Genomic DNA, 15,542 nt, shown 5'->3' on the forward strand with positions numbered 1-15,542 from the left:
TTCTGGCTCCTGAGCTTTGTGTGTCTGCTATGAGGCGAATGGCGAATGGTGAGTGGCGAATGGAGCGCTGAACCGCGTTCCCCCTCTTCGCCACTCGCCATTCGCCATCCGCTCAACTCATTTCTTCTTCCCGAACGGGAAACCGCCGAGGCCCGGCAGACCGCCCGGCCCCTTCGGTCCTCCGAGCCCCGGAAGGCCCGGCATCTTTCCGCCGCCGAAACCCGGCGGCATGGATGGCAGCTTGCCGCCCATCTGCTTCTGCATCGCCTCGATCTGCTCCGGTGTCGGCTCGGGCATGCCGGGAGGAAGACCGGGCATGCCGCCCATGCCGCCGCCACCGCCGAGGCCGAACATCGAGCCGAGCGCCTGGCCGATGCCGCGCTTGCCCGACCCCATCGCCTTCATCATGTCGGCCATGGTCCGGTGCATCTTGAGGAGCTTGTTGAGCTCCTCGACCTTCGTCCCCGAACCCGCCGCGATGCGCTTCTTGCGGGAATTCTTGAGGATGTCGGGATTCTTACGCTCCTGCGCGGTCATCGAGGAGATGATGGCGCGCTGGCGCTTGAACATGTTCTCATCGAGATTGGCGCCCTCGACCTGCTTCTTCATGGCGCCCATGCCGGGCAGCATGCCCATCAGGCCGCCGATGCCGCCCATCTTCTCCATCTGGGCAAGCTGCATCGACAGGTCGTCGAGGTCGAACTTGCCCTTGCGCATCTTCTCCGCCGTGCGGAGCGCCTGCTCGTGGTCGATGGTCTCGGCCGCCTTCTCGACGAGCGAGACGATGTCGCCCATGCCGAGGATGCGGTTGGCGACGCGGGAGGGGTGGAACTCCTCCAGCGCGTCGACCTTCTCGCCGGTACCGACGAGCTTGATCGGCTTGCCGGTGACGGCGCGCATCGACAGGGCCGCGCCACCGCGCGAATCGCCGTCCATGCGGGTCAGCACGATGCCGGTGACGCCGAGGCGCTCGTCGAAGGCGCGCGCGGTCACCACAGCGTCCTGGCCGGTGAGCGCGTCGGCCACCAGCAGAACCTCGTGAGGGTTCGTCGCCGCCTTGACCTCGGCGGCCTCGGCCATCAACGCCTCGTCGAGGGTGATGCGGCCGGCGGTGTCGAGCATGACCACGTCGAAGCCGCCGAGACGCGCGGCATCCATGGCGCGACGGGCGATCTGCACCGCCGACTGGCCTTCGACGATCGGCAGGCTGTCGACGCCGACTTGCTTCGCCAGGATCGCCAGCTGCTCCATGGCGGCCGGACGGCGGGTATCGAGGGAGGCGAGCAGCACCTTGCGCTTGTCGCGGTTCGTCAGGCGCCGCGCGATCTTGGCGGTGGTGGTGGTCTTGCCCGAGCCCTGGAGGCCGACCATCAGGATGGCGACGGGGGCGGGGGCATTGAGATCGATGAGACCGGCTTCGGAGCCGAGCATGGCCACGAGTTCGTCGTTGACGATCTTCACGACCATCTGGCCGGGGGTCACCGACTTGACGACGACGGCGCCCACTGCCTTCTCGCGCACCTTCTCGGTGAAGCCGCGCACCACTTCCAGGGCGACGTCGGCTTCGAGGAGGGCGCGGCGCACCTCGCGCAGGGCGGCGGTGACATCGGCCTCGGTGAGCGCACCGCGACGGGTGAGCCCGGAGAGAATACCGGAGAGGCGGTCGGACAGGCCTTCAAACATCGTTTAGGTCTCCCGAACCCTACTGGAACAGGCCGGCGGACGAGACGCGGCGCGCCTGGAGCGCCGCCTCGAAGGCATTGACCGCCGCAGCGAACTTGTCCCGGCAATCGGGATTGCAGAACCCGACCACGGAGCCGTTGTAGAGCGTCAGGGAATCGGCCGCGATCGGCTTGCCCGACCAGGGGCAGACCTCGTTGACCGCATCCTCGATGCGTAGGGTTTCATGCGTCTGCGACAGGGTGAGACTCAATCGACTGGATCGGCGGAGCGACGACCTGTTCCCAACGCGAAACTCGCCCGAGGGCGCATCGCGCTGTCGGGCGTTGACCTCCGGTCTCGAAGGACCGGTCGGCGTTCGTATTGACGACATGTCGTCTGATATGAGGTTGGCGGGTTAGTCGGTGAGCCTGCGCAAGTCAAGATACGGGACGCAGATGCAAGCCAAGCAGCCGAAAGCACATCAGCGCTTCTCGAACTTGGGCTTTCTCAATTCCGCCTGCAGCTTCAGCACCTCGTCCAGGCTCATGGAGCGGCTGCTCCAGTTGGTTTCCATGATGTTGATGGCGGTGAAGCTGTAATGGGCCTTGCCGCCATAGGCGTCGAAGACGGTCCCGTCCGGGTCCGGTGCGACCGGCTTGACGTAATCCACCCGATAGGACGGGTTGCCGCCCTTGCCGGTGACGGCGATGCGCACGGAGGCGCTGCCGTGCCGCTTCTGGCAGAAGCGCATGTTGGTGAGCATCCGGCTCAGGTAGGCGTCGGCCTCCTCCAGGGCGGGAACGACGTCCACGAGGGTCGCGTCGGAGGCGAGGTGCGTCTTCTTGATCATGTCGGCCCGTTGGTTTGGTGGCGCACCATAGGCACACCATTCCGGCGATGCGAGACCTTGCGAAACCGGGCGGTTCAGCCCTCGGCGAGCGCCGCCACCGGCGCGGCCGCGCCGCGGGACACGCCTTCAGCGACCTCCGCGAGAATTTCGTACGACCTCACGCGGGCGGCGTGATCGTGGATGGCCGACGCCACCATGACCTCGTCGGCGCCGGTCTCGGCGATCAGGGCGGCGAGCCCGCGACGCACGGTCTCCGGCGATCCGACGATGGAGCGCGCGAGCATCCCCGAGGCCTGCCGCTTCTCGGCGGGCGACCAGTAGGTCTCGATATCGTCGATGGGGGCCGCCAGCAGGCCGCGCGTGCCGCGGAACATGTTGGTGAATTGCTGCTGCGCCGAGGTGAACAGGCGGCGCGCCTGCGCGTCCGTCTCGGCCGCGACGATGTTGACGCCCATCATCGCGTGGGGCCGCGACATCTGCTCGGACGGCGTGAAACGCTCGCGATAGACGGCGAGCGCCGGGAGCAGCGCATCCGGCGCGAAATGCGAGGCGAAGGCATAGGGCAGGCCGAGCATGGCCGCGAGCTGTGCGCCGAACAGGCTCGAACCCAGGATCCAGAGCGGAACCCTGGTGCCCGTCCCCGGCACCGCCTGGATCGCCTGCCCCGGCGTCAGGTCGCCGAGGAACGCCTGGAGTTCGAGGACATCCTGCGGGAACTGGTCCGAGGTCTCGGGCGAGCGCCGCAATGCCCGCAACGTACGCTGGTCGGTGCCGGGAGCCCGGCCGAGGCCGAGATCGATCCGGCCCGGATACAGGGTCTCCAGCGTGCCGAACTGCTCGGCGACGACCATGGGCGAATGGTTGGGCAGCATGATGCCGCCGGCCCCGACGCGGATGCGGCTGGTGCCCGCCGCCACATGGCCGATGACGACGGAGGTCGCCGCACTCGCGATGCCGACCATGTTGTGATGCTCGGCGAGCCAGTATCGGCGGTAGCCCAGGCGTTCGGCGGCCCGTGCCAGGTCGAGCGCGTTGCGAAGGGCATCCGCGATCGTCGAACCCTGCGGCACGAAGGCGAGATCGAGAACGGAAAGTGGGATCATCAATCGCTTGTCCGTATGCGTCGGCAGCCGTCTCGCGCCGATGTGAAACCGTCCCCCCCGTCCGATAGATCGCGACGCGACCGCCGCTCCGCAAGCGTCGTCAGAGGCCGGGATGGCATGCGCGGCGGTCGGCTCCGGCGATCCGGGACGGGACACGAGCGTCCGTCGACCTATATGGCTGTGCTCCGACCACCACCCCGAACCAGAGCAACGCCGCCGTGTCTCCCGGATACCTGCCCTTCGCCGGCGCCCTCGATCTCCCTGCCTATACCTGCGACAATTGCGGGTTCTGGCAGCGCCATTTCGAGCCGCCGGCTTCGTGTCCCATGTGCCTCGACGCACGTCACGTGGTGCCGCAGAAGGGCTGGCAGTTCTGGAGCGAGCGCGAGGCGCAGGACCGGTTCCCCTGTCATTGGAAGGAGCTGGAGCCGGGCGTCTGGCGCTTCTGGAACGATCCCGTCTCCGGCATCGGCCCGAGCGCCTTCCTGATCCAGACCCCGGCCGGGAATATGGGGTTCGAGGCCTGCCCGGTTTTCAGCGAGGCCGCTTTGAAGCACATCGCCTCGCTGGGCGGGATGCAGGTGCTGTCCTCCTCGCACCCGCATGCCTACGGCGCGCTGGTGCAGTTGCAGGACAGGTTCGACCCGGAACTCTGCCTTCCGGCGGCCGACTTCATCTGGAGCGCCGCGCTCCAGGTGTCATGGCCCTACGACGACTTTCTCGAACCGCTTCCCGGTCTCGAACTCCACCGCACGGCCGGCCATTTCGACGGCCATGCGGTTCTGTTCGACCGATCGCGAAAGATCCTGTTCTGCGGAGACGCCCTGAAGTTCGAACTCGACCCGAAGGACTTTCGCAGGGCGGAGACGATCTCGGCTCACAAGGCCTTCGTCCGTGGCGTGCCGCTGACCACGAACGAACTCCGGCGCTATCGCGACGTGTTCTCCCAGCTCGATTTCACCCAGACCTGGACGCCGTTCGAACCCGCCGCCAATTGCGGCCGGGCGGAAGTGCTGGCGCTCATCGACGGCATGCTGGCGACCCGCCCGCATGCCGCCCCCGTCAGGCTCGACAGCCTCCGGCGATAAGTCAGCCGCGTTTGGCGGTCTGGCCGAACATCACCTTCTTGGCGTCCTCGCTCATGGTCTTGCCATGGTCGGGGTTCACCTCGGTCGAGCGGGCATAGGCCGCCTTGGTGGCGGGGCGCTCGCCGATCGCCGTGAACCAGCGCTTCAGGTGAGGGAAATCATCGAGGTTCTGGCCCTGTTTCTCCCACGGGACGATCCACGGATAGGAAGCCATGTCGGCGATGGAGTAATCGGGACCGGCGACGAATTCGCGGTCGGCCAAGCGATGGTCGAGCACGCCGTAGAGACGGTTGGTTTCCTTGACGTAGCGCTCGACGGCATAGGGAATCTTCTCCGGCGCGTATTGGGAGAAGTGGTGGTTCTGACCGAGCATCGGGCCGAGCCCGCCCATCTGCCAGAACAGCCATTGCAGGACGTCCGCCCGGCCCCGCAGGTCGGACGGGATGAAGCGCCCGGTCTTCTCGGCGAGATAGAGCAGGATCGCGCCCGATTCGAAGAGCGATACCGGCTCGCCGCCATCCCGCGGCTCATGATCGACGATGGCCGGCATCCGGTTGTTCGGGGCGATGGCCAGGAAATCCGGCTTGAACTGCTCGCCCTTGCCGATGTTCACCGCCTTGATCGTGTAGGGAAGCCCGGCTTCCTCGAGAAATATCGTCACCTTGTGGCCGTTCGGCGTTGGCCAATAATGGAGGTCGATCATCGGAATCCCTTCCAGCGAGCCGCTGATAACCGAGCGGCGCTGAACGCCGAGGTGGAGACCGGCGGCATCGAGATCAAGCCGGTGCTGATGGCTCGAATGCGATGGATTTTCCGTCCGATCGATTCACGAGTCGCGTGCTTGCATCCGCGTTCGCGGGGAAACCCGCATGGGAGACGAGCCCCATGATCAGCGCGACCTCGATCAGCAGCGGCGGGATGGCGGTGGCCACCCAGCGCTTCAACAATGCGGCGGAATCCATCGCCACGGTCGGCACCAGCCTGCCGAGCGCGACACAGGTGGACCTGTCGAGTTCGGCGGTGCAACTGATCGAGAGCAAGGCCGAGTTCGGTATCAACGCCGCCGTGCTGAAATCATCCCTCGATACCGACAGGCGCGTCCTCGACATCCTCGTCTAGCATCCGCGGAGGATCGTGGCAGGCCGACCCCATCGACGGAGGATCCACTCGATGACGATCACGGTTTCGCTGAACTCGCTCGGCCTCCTGAAAGCGCTCGACGTCGTGATGACCGCGCGCTCCGACGCCTTGCACAGGCGGGAGACCGAGCCGAGACTGGTATCCGTCAATGTGGGCGCGTCTACGGCTCCGACCCTGTCGGCCCGCCCCACAGGTCAGGACCGTATCGTCGACCTGATGGTCTAGTGATGGATCGATGTTCTAAAAATTAACCTGGCGCGACGAGGATCGGCTGCAGATTAAAGCGGGATTCATGACGTGACCACCAATCGTCGCAGCGCGTCCCGGAAAGATGCATTTCGCATCGGGGCGCTTTCCTTCGGAGATCGGCAGGCCGATATCGATTGTCTCGTCTGGGACCAATCCGAGACTGGCGCGCAGATCGAGGTCGAGACGCCGGACGCGATTCCGAACGAATTCACCCTCGTCATGACGGCCTACGCCAAGCCCCGTGCCTGCACGGTCGTGTGGAGGCGGGAGCGCAAGCTCGGCGTGGCGTTCGCCGTATGACATCGCCCCCGCCCGTTGCGTCGGTCACGACGACGGGGCTCGGAAAAATGCCGTCCTCGTTCATCATCACCCCGCTTATCGATCCGACGCGCTTGCTGTTTCCCATCAGAGAACGTACTTCCGCAACTGCGCGCGAGCGTGTCGGGGTGTAGCGCAGCTTGGTAGCGCATCTGGTTTGGGACCAGAGGGTCGTAGGTTCGAATCCTATCGCCCCGACCAATCGCGTGTTCGTCGGCCGTTCCATCCTGCAGGAGCTATCGAACTCACGATGCCGAGCGCCCGGATTTACCAGCCCGCCAAGGATGCGTCGCAATCCGGCATGGCCCGCACCAAGGCGTGGCTCCTCGAATTCGACCAGGATTCTCCGCGCGACACCGACCCCCTGATGGGATGGACCGGATCGTCGGACATGCTGCAGCAGGTTCGCCTCTCGTTCGAGACCCAGGACGAGGCCGTTGCCTACGCCACCCGGAACGGCATCACCTACCGGGTCGAGCAGCCTCAGAAGCCCGCCATCCGCAAGGGTCTGTCCTACTCGGACAATTTCAAGTTCAACCGCACGGCGCCCTGGACGCACTGATACGTCGGGCATGCGAGCGATCACCCATCAGCATCAGAGCTGAATCAGGATGGTGATCGCTCCGAAGATCAGGACCGACGACACGGCGACGGCGAGCAGGATGAGAGCGGCGCGCGATTCGCGCAGGTCGTTATCGGTCATCGAACGAGCTTAATCCCTGCCGACGCCGCCGCCAATCCGACTTTCCCCGTCGGGACGGTCCGACGTCATCCCTATCGAGCCGGCTGGCGCTCGCTCCATTCCGCATAAGGGTTGGTCCCGGTCTCGACGGGCAAGTGACGCACCTTCATCGGCTGCTCGTCGAGCGGACGAGCGAGTTCGGCGTAAATGCCGGCACCGAGCATGCCATGAACCTCCGCCTCCTCGGCCGTATAGGCGAAAAACGCCTGCTTGATTCCGGCGAGCCGCATGGCCGCGTGACACATCGGACAGGGGCGTCCGCTGGCATAGACGATACACTCATCGAGCTTGGGACGGCCGAGGGTCTGCGAGACCTCACGCAGGGCCACCATCTCGGCATGGTCGGTGGGATCGTTGCTGCGATGGATGGTGTTCACGGCGCGGCAGATCACCTGCCCGTCGCGTACGATCACGGCGCCGTAAGGTCTGCCGCCCTCCGCGACGTTGTTGGTGGCGAGGATCACCGCATCGCGCAGGTGGCGTTCGTGGTTCATCATCTCGTCCGGCATCGACGGCAATCTCCGTATCGTGGCTCTCAGAACGCGTAGCGAACCTGACAATAGGGCATGCGCTCGGCCAGCAGCGCCTTGAATCGGGCGATCCAGCGACCCTTCCAGCCGCTGCGATAGCGCAGGTTATCGCCGCCGCCTTCCGAGCGCTTGCCTTCCTGGATATCGGGGCGCCAGAGCAGGTCCTCCGCCCGCGGGTGCCAGCGCAGATTGACCGCGTGCAGGTCCGCATTGTGGGTGAGCAGGATGATCTCGGCCTTGAGCTGGGCCTTGGCCGCCGGCCCGATCCCGTCGTCGAGGGCCGCGAACAGGGCGCGCCAATCCGCCTCCCACCCTTCGTAGAGGATGACGGGCGAGAAATTGACGTGCACCTCGTAGCCGGCCGCCACGAAATCATCGATGGCCGCGATCCGCTCGGACATCGGGGCGGTGCGAACGTCCACCACCTTCGCGATCCGTTCGGGCATGAGCGAGAAGCGGATGCGGGTCTTGCCCTGAGGGTCGTAGGTCAGGAGATCGCGGTTCACGGCCTTAGTGGCGAAGGACGCCTTGGCGTTGGGCAGATCACGAAACAAAGCGACCATGTCGCGGACGCTGTCGGATAGCGAGGCATCCACGGAGAGATCGCCGTTCTCGCCGAGGTCATAGACCCAATGGGCCGCATCCACCGTATCAGGGGTGACGAGCGGCCCCTGCCGTGCGGCGTGCCGGGCGATCGCACCGCAGACCTGCTCGACATTCACGAAGAGCGAGATCGGATTGGCGAAGCCCTTGCGGCGCGGGACGTAGCAATAGGCGCAGGCCATCGCGCAACCGTTGGAGGTGGACGGGGCGATGAAATGGGCGCTGCGCCCGTTCGGCCGCATCGCCAGCCCCTTCTTCACGCCGAGCACCAGCGTCGATCGCTTGATCCGCAACCAATCCTCGGCGGATCCCTCGTTGCCGTGCAGGTTCGGGATGTTCCAGTGCGACGGGACCTCGATCCGCGTCGCCTGTGGAAAGCGGTCGAAGATCGCACGACCGCGCGCGAACTCGGCGACGGCCGGCTCGTGGTAGATCGTGCTGATGTCGATCAGGTCCCGTGCGCCCACAGGTCGCGTCACCGCGCTCGGCGGACGGTCACAGCCGCGCCAGGAGTTCGGCCTTCTTGGCCGAGAATTCCGCTTCCGTGAGCACGCCCTTGCGATGCAGATCGGACAGGCGTTCCAGCGTCGAGAGCACGTCGGCGGAGGGGGCGCTCGTCTGGTAGGTTTCCGGCTCGGAGACCGGGCGAGGGCGTTCCTCGCTGCGGACGGGCATCTCGATCGGATCGGGATGGAACGGCTTTGGATCGAGGGATCTCTCGGGTGCCGGTGACGTGCTCACCCGCTGAAGCGATTCGAGATCGACATAACCGCTGCGGCCGGTGAATCGGAGGCTCTGGGTACTGCCTTGCTGCTGCGACACGCCGGAAATGTCGTAATGGCCGGTATCGTAGAGGACCAGCGTTCCCGCGCTCTCGACCGCGAGCAGGCGGCTGTCGGGGAAGTATGCGTAGCGCATGCTGTTCTGCGACCCCGACGTCGCCGGCCGGCCGAGTTCGGCGGGCCACCAATTCGCCGGGGCCGCACCGTCGTCCCATCCTCCGGCGGGAAGGGAATCGGCCAGATCGGAGCAGATCGCCGCCACCCGTGATTTCAGGTTTGCATCGAACATGTTGCCGATCATGGTCATGCCGCCGGACGACCATTGTCCGAAACCACCGAGTTCCGGATGATTGAACTGAGCCATCGTGCCATGGCCCGCCTCGAGCGCACGCATGAGATGGCGGACGGCATCGATGCTGACGCCATGCCGGTCAGCGACGGTCTGCAGGACGGAGGGTCTGTCGGGCATGGGCTGACTCCAGGAAGGCGACCGTATCGCGCGCGGCACAGCGACCCGATCATAGTACGGCCTCGCCCGGAATAGCGTCCCGCACCGCAAAAAGTTTCCACCGTCGCGGACCTTAGGGCCAAGCGTGAGCGTTCACTCGGCGGATTTCATGCCGTCGGGCTCGGCGCAACGCTGCGAGCCCCCCCTGGAGTGATCATGGTCGCGAAGAACCCCCAGATGCAGCAGGCCGCCGGGCAGACGAAGGCGGCGCGATCGCGCATCAAAGAGGGAGCGCCTTACCCGCTGGGCGCGACCTGGGACGGTCTCGGCGTCAACTTCGCCCTGTTCTCGGCCCATGCGACGAAGGTCGAGCTCTGTCTCTTCGACGATGCCGGAGAGCAGGAGCTCGAGCGGATCGAACTGCCTGAATACACCGATGAGATCTGGCACGGCTATCTGCCCGATGCCCGGCCCGGAACGATCTACGGCTACCGCGTTCACGGCCCCTACGAGCCCAAGGCCGGCCACCGCTTCAACCCGAACAAGCTGCTGATCGACCCCTACGCCAAGGGCCTCGTCGGCTCCATCACCTGGAACCCGGCCTTGTTCGGCTACCAGATGGAGACCGGCGACGACCTGACCTTCGACGAGCGCGATTCCGCGCCGTTCACCCGCCGCAGCCGCGTGATCGATCCGGCCTTTACCTGGGGCCGGGACCGCAAGCCGCACGTGCCGTGGGAGAAGACGATCTTCTACGAGACCCACGTGAAGGGGTTCACCAAGCTGCATCCGGCCGTGCCGGAGAAGCTGCGCGGCACCTATGCCGGTCTCGGCAATCCGGCCGTGCTCGACTACATCAAGAGCCTCGGCGTCACCTCGGTCGAGTTGCTGCCCGTCCATGCCTTCGTGCAGGACGACTATCTCCAGGAAAAGAACCTGGTGAATTACTGGGGCTACAACACCATCTCCTTCTTCACCCCGGCGCGGCGCTACGCGGCGGTGCCGGATTTCGCCTTCTCCGAGTTCAAGGAGATGGTGGCGCGCATGCACGGCGCCGGCCTCGAAGTGATCCTCGACGTGGTCTACAACCACACGGCCGAGGGCAACGAAAAGGGCCCGACCCTGTCGTTCAAGGGCGTCGACAACGCGTCCTACTACCGGCTGATGCCCGGCGACGAGCGCTACTACATCAACGATACCGGCACGGGTAACACCTTCAACCTGTCGCATCCGCGCGTGCTGCAGCTCGTCACCGATTCCCTGCGCTACTGGGCGACGGAGATGCGGGTCGACGGCTTCCGCTTCGACCTCGCCACCATCCTCGGGCGCGAGCCGCACGGTTTCGACGAGGGCGGCGGCTTCCTCGATACGTGTCGGCAGGATCCGGTGCTGAACGCGGTGAAGCTCATCGCCGAGCCGTGGGATTGCGGCCCGGGCGGCTATCAGGTCGGCGGCTTCCCGCCGGGCTGGGCAGAGTGGAACGACCGTTTCCGCGACGACGTCCGCGGGTATTGGCGCGGCGATTCCGGCCTGCTGCCGAGCCTCGCCTCGCGCATCACAGGATCGGCGGACAAGTTCAACAAGCGCGGACGCAAGCCCTGGGCTTCGGTGAATTTCCTGACCGCCCATGACGGCTTCACGCTCAACGACACAGTCTCGTATAACGAGAAGCACAACCTCGCGAATGGCGAGGACGGACGGGACGGGCACTCCCACAATCTCTCGAATAATTACGGCGTCGAGGGTCCGACCGACGACGAGGCGATCCGCGCGGTGCGCCTGCGCCAGATGCGCAATCTGATGGCGACGCTGTTCCTGTCGCGTGGCACGCCGATGCTGCTGGCCGGCGACGAGTTCGCCCGGACCCAAGGCGGCAACAACAACGCCTATTGCCAGGACAACGAGATCTCCTGGCTCGACTGGGAGGGGATCGACGACGCGGGGCGTGATCTCGCCGAGTTCACTCAGCGCCTGACGATCCTGCGCGAGGCGCTCCCTATCCTCACGCGGGGCCGCTTCCTGAGCGGAGCCTATGACGAGGATCTCGGCGTCAAGGACGTGACATGGCTTCGTCCGGACGGCGAGGAGATGTCTTCGGAGAATTGGTCGGATGGGGGCGCGCATTCCATCGCCGTCCTGCTCGACGGCCGCGCCCAGGCATCGGGCATTCACCGTCGGGGCGGGGATGCCACGCTCCTGATCCTCTACAATGCCTATAGCGACCTCGTCTCCTTCACCCTGCCGAGTTCCGTCGGCGGTGGCGGCTGGACGCGCCTACTCGACACCAATCTGCCCGATAGCCAGGAGGCCGGCACCTGGGCCATCGGCGACCGCTACGACGTCACGGGGCGGTCGATGCTGATGTTCGTCCTCAAGCCCGAGGATGTGGATGGCGGTGAATCGACCGAAATGGAGCGATCCTACCAGCACGTCATGCAGGCCTTCGAACGGGCGAATATCGAGAGCGTGCGCTTCGCCCATCCGGCGACGTAAGCCTCACGCGTGTCCGACGACGCGGGTGTCTCCCGATCCGCGTCGTCAACACGGGTCTCTCCAAGGAAACGGATCCGATCCGAGCCGTTGGACCTTACCGACCGACCCGTATCCCACGGCCCAACGATCGATTGATCATGACCACTTCTCCCGAGACACCGCCTGCCGGTGAACAGCCGCGCGTGAGAACCGGGGCGGCGTCGGAGATCGCGGACCACAACAGCGATATCTTCTTCACCGCGGTCGAAGCCACCCGCATGCCGATGGTGGTCACCGACCCGCGGCAGGACGACAATCCGATTATCTTCGTCAACAAGGCCTTCGTCGCCATGACGGGCTATGGCCTCGAAGAGATCATCGGCCGCAATTGCCGCTTCCTCCAGGGACCCGACACCGACCGAGGGGTCGTGAGCGAATTGCGCCTCGCGATCGAGGGCCGGCGGGAATTCGCCACCGAAATCCTCAACTACCGCAAGGACGGCTCGACCTTCTGGAACGCTCTGTTCGTGGCGCCGATCTATAATGCGGCGGGCGAGCTAGTCTACTTCTTCGCCTCGCAGCTCGACGTATCCCGCCGCCGCGACGCCGAGGAGGCCTTGGGCCAGGCCCAGAAGATGGAAGCCCTCGGGCAGCTCACCGGGGGCATCGCGCACGATTTCAACAACCTGCTCCAGGTCATCGTCGGCTATGTCGACATCCTGAGCAATGGTCTCGACAATCCCGACGCCGACCGAAACCGCCTGCGGCGTGCGACCGACAACATCCGTACCGCCGCCGAACGCGCCACGACCCTCACCCAGCAACTCCTCGCTTTCGCACGCAAGCAACGGCTGGATGGACGCGCGGTTAATCTCAATTCCCTGGTCAAGGGCATGGAGGAGATGGCGACCCGGACTTTCGGCGATGCGATCCGCGTGCGGTTCGATCTGCGTGAAGGCCTGTGGAATTGCCGGGTCGATCCGACACAGGCGGAGGTCGCGCTTCTCAACATCCTGATCAATGCGCGCGACGCCATGCCCGATGGCGGCGAACTCGTGATCTCGACGGACAATCAGGATGTCGCCGCAAACGATCTTCGCGGATCGGATCCCCTGCGCGAGGGGCGCTACGTCACGGTGACCATCACCGATACCGGGGTGGGAATTCCGCCGACGATCCTGGCGCGCGTGATGGACCCGTTCTTCTCCACCAAGGAGGAAGGCAAGGGCACCGGGCTCGGCCTGTCGATGGTCTATGGCTTCGCCAAGCAATCCGGCGGAGCGGCACAGATCGATTCCGTCGTAGGCAAGGGAACGAGCGTCCGATTGTCGTTTCCGGCCGCCGCCGACGATGACAGGCAGCCCAATCGCGCGGTCCAGCGGACGGTCGATCGCCAGGGTACGGAAACGATCCTGATTGTCGACGACCGCGAGGACGTGGCCGAACTGGCCAGGACCATCCTGCGCGATTTCGGCTACACCTTGCTCATGGCTCAGAACGGTCGCGAGGCGCTGGACATCCTCGACTCGCAGGGATCTGTGGATCTGCTGTTCACCGATCTCATCATGCCTGGCGGCATGAACGGGGTCGTGCTCGCCCGCGAGGCCAAGCGGCGCCAGCCGCAGCTCAAGGTCCTGCTGACGACCGGCTATGCCGAAGCGAGCCTGGAACGAACCGATGCCGGGGGCTCGGAGTTCGACCTTCTGAACAAGCCCTATCGCCGTACCGATCTGATCCGCCGCGTTCGCGCCATTCTCGACGGCCCGACCGGCATCAGCTGAGGAAACGGCGAGGGCCCGAAGGAGGCTCCGCCATGCCACAGGGTGACAAGTCGAAATACACGGATAAGCAGGTTCGCAAGGCCGATCACATCGCGGAATCTTATGAGAAACGCGGCGTGCCGGAGAAGGAAGCCGAGGCCCGCGCCTGGGCGACCGTCAACAAGGACGATGGCGGCGGCAAGCATCCGGGTGGATCGGGCCGAGGCAAGGCTAGTTCCCATCCGGCGGCCCGCAAGGGCGGAAAATCCGGCGGCAAGGCGTCGGCCTCACGCACGGCCGCGGAGCGCTCGGCCTCGGCGAAGAAAGCCGCCGAGACCCGCAAGCGCAACGCGGCGCAGGCTTGATCCGCCAAAACGTCTCCCTGTTCCGGAGAGAACAGGGAGACGCTCGCCAGTCTTCGTCCCGCTCGCGTCTCAGGCCATCGCGGTCTTGAGGTTCGCATCGACCTTGTCGAGGAAGCCGGTGGTCGAGAGCCACTTCTGATCGGGGCCGACCAGGAGTGCGAGATCCTTCGTCATGAAGCCCGCTTCGACGGTATCGACGCAGACCTTCTCGAGCGTGTTCGCGAACTTGGCCAGATCGGCGTTGTCGTCGAGCTTGGCGCGGTGAGCGAGGCCACGGCTCCAGGCGAAGATCGAGGCGATCGAGTTGGTGGAGGTCTCCTTGCCCTTCTGGTGCTCGCGGTAATGGCGCGTCACCGTGCCGTGCGCCGCCTCGGCCTCGACGGTCTGGCCGTCAGGCGTCATCAGCACGGAGGTCATCAGTCCGAGCGAGCCGAAGCCCTGGGCCGCGGTGTCCGACTGCACGTCGCCGTCGTAGTTCTTACAGGCCCAGACGTAGCCACCCGACCATTTCAGGCAGGACGCAACCATGTCGTCGATGAGGCGGTGCTCGTAGGTGATGCCGAGGGCCTGGAACTTCGCCTTGAACTCGGCGTCGAACACTTCCTGGAACAGGTCCTTGAAGCGCCCGTCATAGGCCTTGAGGATGGTGTTCTTGGTCGACAGGTAGACGGGGTACTTGCGGGCGAGGCCGTAATTCAGCGAGGCGCGGGCGAAGTCGCGGATCGACTCGTCGAGATTGTACATCGACATCGCGACGCCGGCGGCCGGGAACTTGAACACTTCCTTCTCGATGACGGTGCCGTCGTCACCCTCGAACTTGATGGTCAGGCGACCCTTGCCGGGCACCTTGAAGTCGGTGGCGCGATACTGGTCGCCATAGGCATGACGGCCGATCACGAAGGGCTGCGTCCAGCCGGGCACGAGGCGCGGAACGTTCTTGCAGATGATCGGCTCGCGGAAGATCACGCCGCCGAGGATGTTGCGGATCGTGCCGTTGGGCGAGCGCCACATCTCCTTCAGCTTGAACTCTTCAACCCGCTGTTCGTCCGGGGTGATGGTGGCGCATTTTACGCCGACGCCGTGGCGCTTGATCGCCTCGGCCGCATCGACGGTCACCTTGTCGCCGGTCGCGTCGCGGTGCTCGACGCCGAGGTCGTAATAGTCGAGGTCGAGGTCGAGATAGGGGTGGATGAGCTTGCTCTTGATCTCGCTCCAGATGATCCGGGTCATCTCGTCGCCGTCGAGTTCGACGACCGGGTTCGCCACCTTGATCTTCGACATGTCTACCGCACCTTCCTGAGCCAAGCCATTTGGCGGCATCCACGCAAGGCGGATGCCGATCCTCGGCGCAGTCCATAGCCTGCGCCGTCACGGCACGAAAGGCGAAGCCCCGCTCAAGAGGCATGACAATCGGGCAGGCGTGTCAGAAT

At 65.2% G+C, this 15,542-nt stretch carries 17 protein-coding genes and 1 tRNA gene; 9 read left to right on the plus strand and 9 right to left on the minus strand.

Annotated elements, in window-relative coordinates; translation table 11 throughout:
• Positions 1 to 117: 117 nt before the first annotated feature.
• From ffh to A3OK_RS0101845, 4 genes are all read right to left on the minus strand, one after another.
• A complete protein-coding gene (gene ffh / locus A3OK_RS0101830) occupies positions 118 to 1,683 on the minus strand; it encodes a signal recognition particle protein (RefSeq protein WP_019903226.1) in 1,566 nt (521 codons plus the stop codon).
• Between the two features lie 19 nt (positions 1,684 to 1,702).
• Positions 1,703 to 1,933 (minus strand): glutathione S-transferase, encoded by a 231-nt coding sequence (locus A3OK_RS0101835; protein WP_019903227.1) that lies wholly within the window; start codon positions 1,931 to 1,933, stop codon positions 1,703 to 1,705.
• A 210-nt stretch (positions 1,934 to 2,143) separates the two neighbouring features.
• Entirely contained in the window at positions 2,144 to 2,512 is a 369-nt protein-coding gene (locus tag A3OK_RS0101840) for a hypothetical protein (RefSeq protein WP_019903228.1), read from the minus strand.
• A gap of 74 nt (positions 2,513 to 2,586) precedes the next feature.
• A complete protein-coding gene (locus A3OK_RS0101845; RefSeq protein ID WP_019903229.1) occupies positions 2,587 to 3,615 on the minus strand; it encodes an LLM class flavin-dependent oxidoreductase in 1,029 nt (342 codons plus the stop codon).
• A 218-nt stretch (positions 3,616 to 3,833) separates the two neighbouring features.
• On the opposite strand from A3OK_RS0101845, the gene A3OK_RS0101850 reads away from it, so the two are divergent.
• Complete coding sequence (locus A3OK_RS0101850; protein ID WP_019903230.1) at positions 3,834 to 4,703, plus strand: MBL fold metallo-hydrolase; 870 nt, start codon at positions 3,834 to 3,836, stop codon at positions 4,701 to 4,703.
• 1 nt (position 4,704) lies between these two features.
• Here the strand turns inward: A3OK_RS0101850 and A3OK_RS0101855 are convergent, their stop codons facing one another.
• Positions 4,705 to 5,406: a glutathione binding-like protein gene (locus A3OK_RS0101855; protein ID WP_019903231.1), complete on the minus strand. Its 702-nt coding sequence runs from the start codon at positions 5,404 to 5,406 to the stop codon at positions 4,705 to 4,707.
• Between the two features lie 182 nt (positions 5,407 to 5,588).
• Between A3OK_RS0101855 and A3OK_RS0101860 the strand changes: the two genes are divergently transcribed.
• From A3OK_RS0101860 to A3OK_RS0101880, 5 genes are all read left to right on the plus strand, one after another.
• Complete coding sequence (locus A3OK_RS0101860; protein ID WP_019903232.1) at positions 5,589 to 5,822, plus strand: hypothetical protein; 234 nt, start codon at positions 5,589 to 5,591, stop codon at positions 5,820 to 5,822.
• A 51-nt stretch (positions 5,823 to 5,873) separates the two neighbouring features.
• Positions 5,874 to 6,068, plus strand: a complete 195-nt coding sequence (locus A3OK_RS0101865; protein WP_019903233.1) for a hypothetical protein — start codon at positions 5,874 to 5,876, stop codon at positions 6,066 to 6,068.
• Positions 6,069 to 6,140: 72 nt separating this feature from the next.
• Positions 6,141 to 6,392, plus strand: a complete 252-nt coding sequence (locus tag A3OK_RS0101870; protein WP_019903234.1) for a PilZ domain-containing protein — start codon at positions 6,141 to 6,143, stop codon at positions 6,390 to 6,392.
• 142 nt (positions 6,393 to 6,534) lie between these two features.
• Positions 6,535 to 6,611 (plus strand) — tRNA-Pro (locus A3OK_RS0101875).
• A 49-nt stretch (positions 6,612 to 6,660) separates the two neighbouring features.
• Positions 6,661 to 6,972 carry an ETC complex I subunit gene (locus tag A3OK_RS0101880; RefSeq protein WP_019903235.1) on the plus strand — a complete coding sequence of 104 codons (312 nt, stop codon included), beginning with the start codon at positions 6,661 to 6,663 and terminating at the stop codon, positions 6,970 to 6,972.
• 212 nt (positions 6,973 to 7,184) lie between these two features.
• On the opposite strand, the gene A3OK_RS0101890 is transcribed toward A3OK_RS0101880, so the two are convergent.
• Genes A3OK_RS0101890 through A3OK_RS0101900 form a run of 3 tightly spaced genes read right to left on the minus strand, consistent with a single transcriptional unit; the run spans position 7,185 to position 9,536 of the window.
• Positions 7,185 to 7,649: a nucleoside deaminase gene (locus tag A3OK_RS0101890; RefSeq protein ID WP_026596839.1), complete on the minus strand. Its 465-nt coding sequence runs from the start codon at positions 7,647 to 7,649 to the stop codon at positions 7,185 to 7,187.
• 38 nt (positions 7,650 to 7,687) lie between these two features.
• Positions 7,688 to 8,752, minus strand: coding sequence for a spore photoproduct lyase family protein (locus A3OK_RS0101895; protein WP_019903238.1), 1,065 nt, complete (start codon positions 8,750 to 8,752; stop codon positions 7,688 to 7,690).
• Positions 8,753 to 8,780: 28 nt separating this feature from the next.
• Positions 8,781 to 9,536 carry an SHOCT domain-containing protein gene (locus A3OK_RS0101900; RefSeq protein ID WP_019903239.1) on the minus strand — a complete coding sequence of 252 codons (756 nt, stop codon included), beginning with the start codon at positions 9,534 to 9,536 and terminating at the stop codon, positions 8,781 to 8,783.
• A 195-nt stretch (positions 9,537 to 9,731) separates the two neighbouring features.
• On the opposite strand from A3OK_RS0101900, the gene glgX reads away from it, so the two are divergent.
• The 3 genes from glgX (at position 9,732) to A3OK_RS0101915 (ending at position 14,112) form a co-directional block, all read left to right on the plus strand.
• Positions 9,732 to 12,008, plus strand: a complete 2,277-nt coding sequence (gene glgX, locus A3OK_RS0101905; RefSeq protein WP_245259289.1) for a glycogen debranching protein GlgX — start codon at positions 9,732 to 9,734, stop codon at positions 12,006 to 12,008.
• 137 nt (positions 12,009 to 12,145) lie between these two features.
• Positions 12,146 to 13,768 (plus strand): hybrid sensor histidine kinase/response regulator, encoded by a 1,623-nt coding sequence (locus A3OK_RS0101910; protein ID WP_019903241.1) that lies wholly within the window; start codon positions 12,146 to 12,148, stop codon positions 13,766 to 13,768.
• Between the two features lie 32 nt (positions 13,769 to 13,800).
• Positions 13,801 to 14,112, plus strand: coding sequence for a hypothetical protein (locus A3OK_RS0101915; RefSeq protein WP_019903242.1), 312 nt, complete (start codon positions 13,801 to 13,803; stop codon positions 14,110 to 14,112).
• 69 nt (positions 14,113 to 14,181) lie between these two features.
• On the opposite strand, the gene A3OK_RS0101920 is transcribed toward A3OK_RS0101915, so the two are convergent.
• On the minus strand, positions 14,182 to 15,393 hold the full coding sequence (locus A3OK_RS0101920) for an NADP-dependent isocitrate dehydrogenase (RefSeq protein WP_019903243.1): 1,212 nt from the start codon (positions 15,391 to 15,393) through the stop codon (positions 14,182 to 14,184).
• Between the last annotated feature and the right edge of the window lie 149 nt (positions 15,394 to 15,542).

The organism is Methylobacterium sp. 77 (assembly GCF_000372825.1).
Classification (GTDB): Bacteria; Pseudomonadota; Alphaproteobacteria; order Rhizobiales; family Beijerinckiaceae; genus Methylobacterium.

Bases quoted from the DNA above. Each gene is read 5' to 3' on its own strand.
- ffh (WP_019903226.1), bottom strand. From the start codon at position 1,683: ATGTTTGAAGGCCTGTCCGACCGCCTCTCCGGTATTCTCTCCGGGCTC.
- A3OK_RS0101840 (WP_019903228.1), bottom strand. From the start codon at position 2,512: ATGATCAAGAAGACGCACCTCGCCTCCGACGCGACCCTCGTGGACGTC.
- A3OK_RS0101845 (WP_019903229.1), bottom strand. From the start codon at position 3,615: ATGATCCCACTTTCCGTTCTCGATCTCGCCTTCGTGCCGCAGGGTTCG.
- A3OK_RS0101855 (WP_019903231.1), bottom strand. From the start codon at position 5,406: ATGATCGACCTCCATTATTGGCCAACGCCGAACGGCCACAAGGTGACG.
- A3OK_RS0101860 (WP_019903232.1), top strand. From the start codon at position 5,589: ATGATCAGCGCGACCTCGATCAGCAGCGGCGGGATGGCGGTGGCCACC.
- A3OK_RS0101865 (WP_019903233.1), top strand. From the start codon at position 5,874: ATGACGATCACGGTTTCGCTGAACTCGCTCGGCCTCCTGAAAGCGCTC.
- A3OK_RS0101880 (WP_019903235.1), top strand. From the start codon at position 6,661: ATGCCGAGCGCCCGGATTTACCAGCCCGCCAAGGATGCGTCGCAATCC.
- A3OK_RS0101890 (WP_026596839.1), bottom strand. From the start codon at position 7,649: ATGATGAACCACGAACGCCACCTGCGCGATGCGGTGATCCTCGCCACC.
- A3OK_RS0101900 (WP_019903239.1), bottom strand. From the start codon at position 9,536: ATGCCCGACAGACCCTCCGTCCTGCAGACCGTCGCTGACCGGCATGGC.
- glgX (WP_245259289.1), top strand. From the start codon at position 9,732: ATGGTCGCGAAGAACCCCCAGATGCAGCAGGCCGCCGGGCAGACGAAG.
- A3OK_RS0101910 (WP_019903241.1), top strand. From the start codon at position 12,146: ATGACCACTTCTCCCGAGACACCGCCTGCCGGTGAACAGCCGCGCGTG.
- A3OK_RS0101915 (WP_019903242.1), top strand. From the start codon at position 13,801: ATGCCACAGGGTGACAAGTCGAAATACACGGATAAGCAGGTTCGCAAG.
- A3OK_RS0101920 (WP_019903243.1), bottom strand. From the start codon at position 15,393: ATGTCGAAGATCAAGGTGGCGAACCCGGTCGTCGAACTCGACGGCGAC.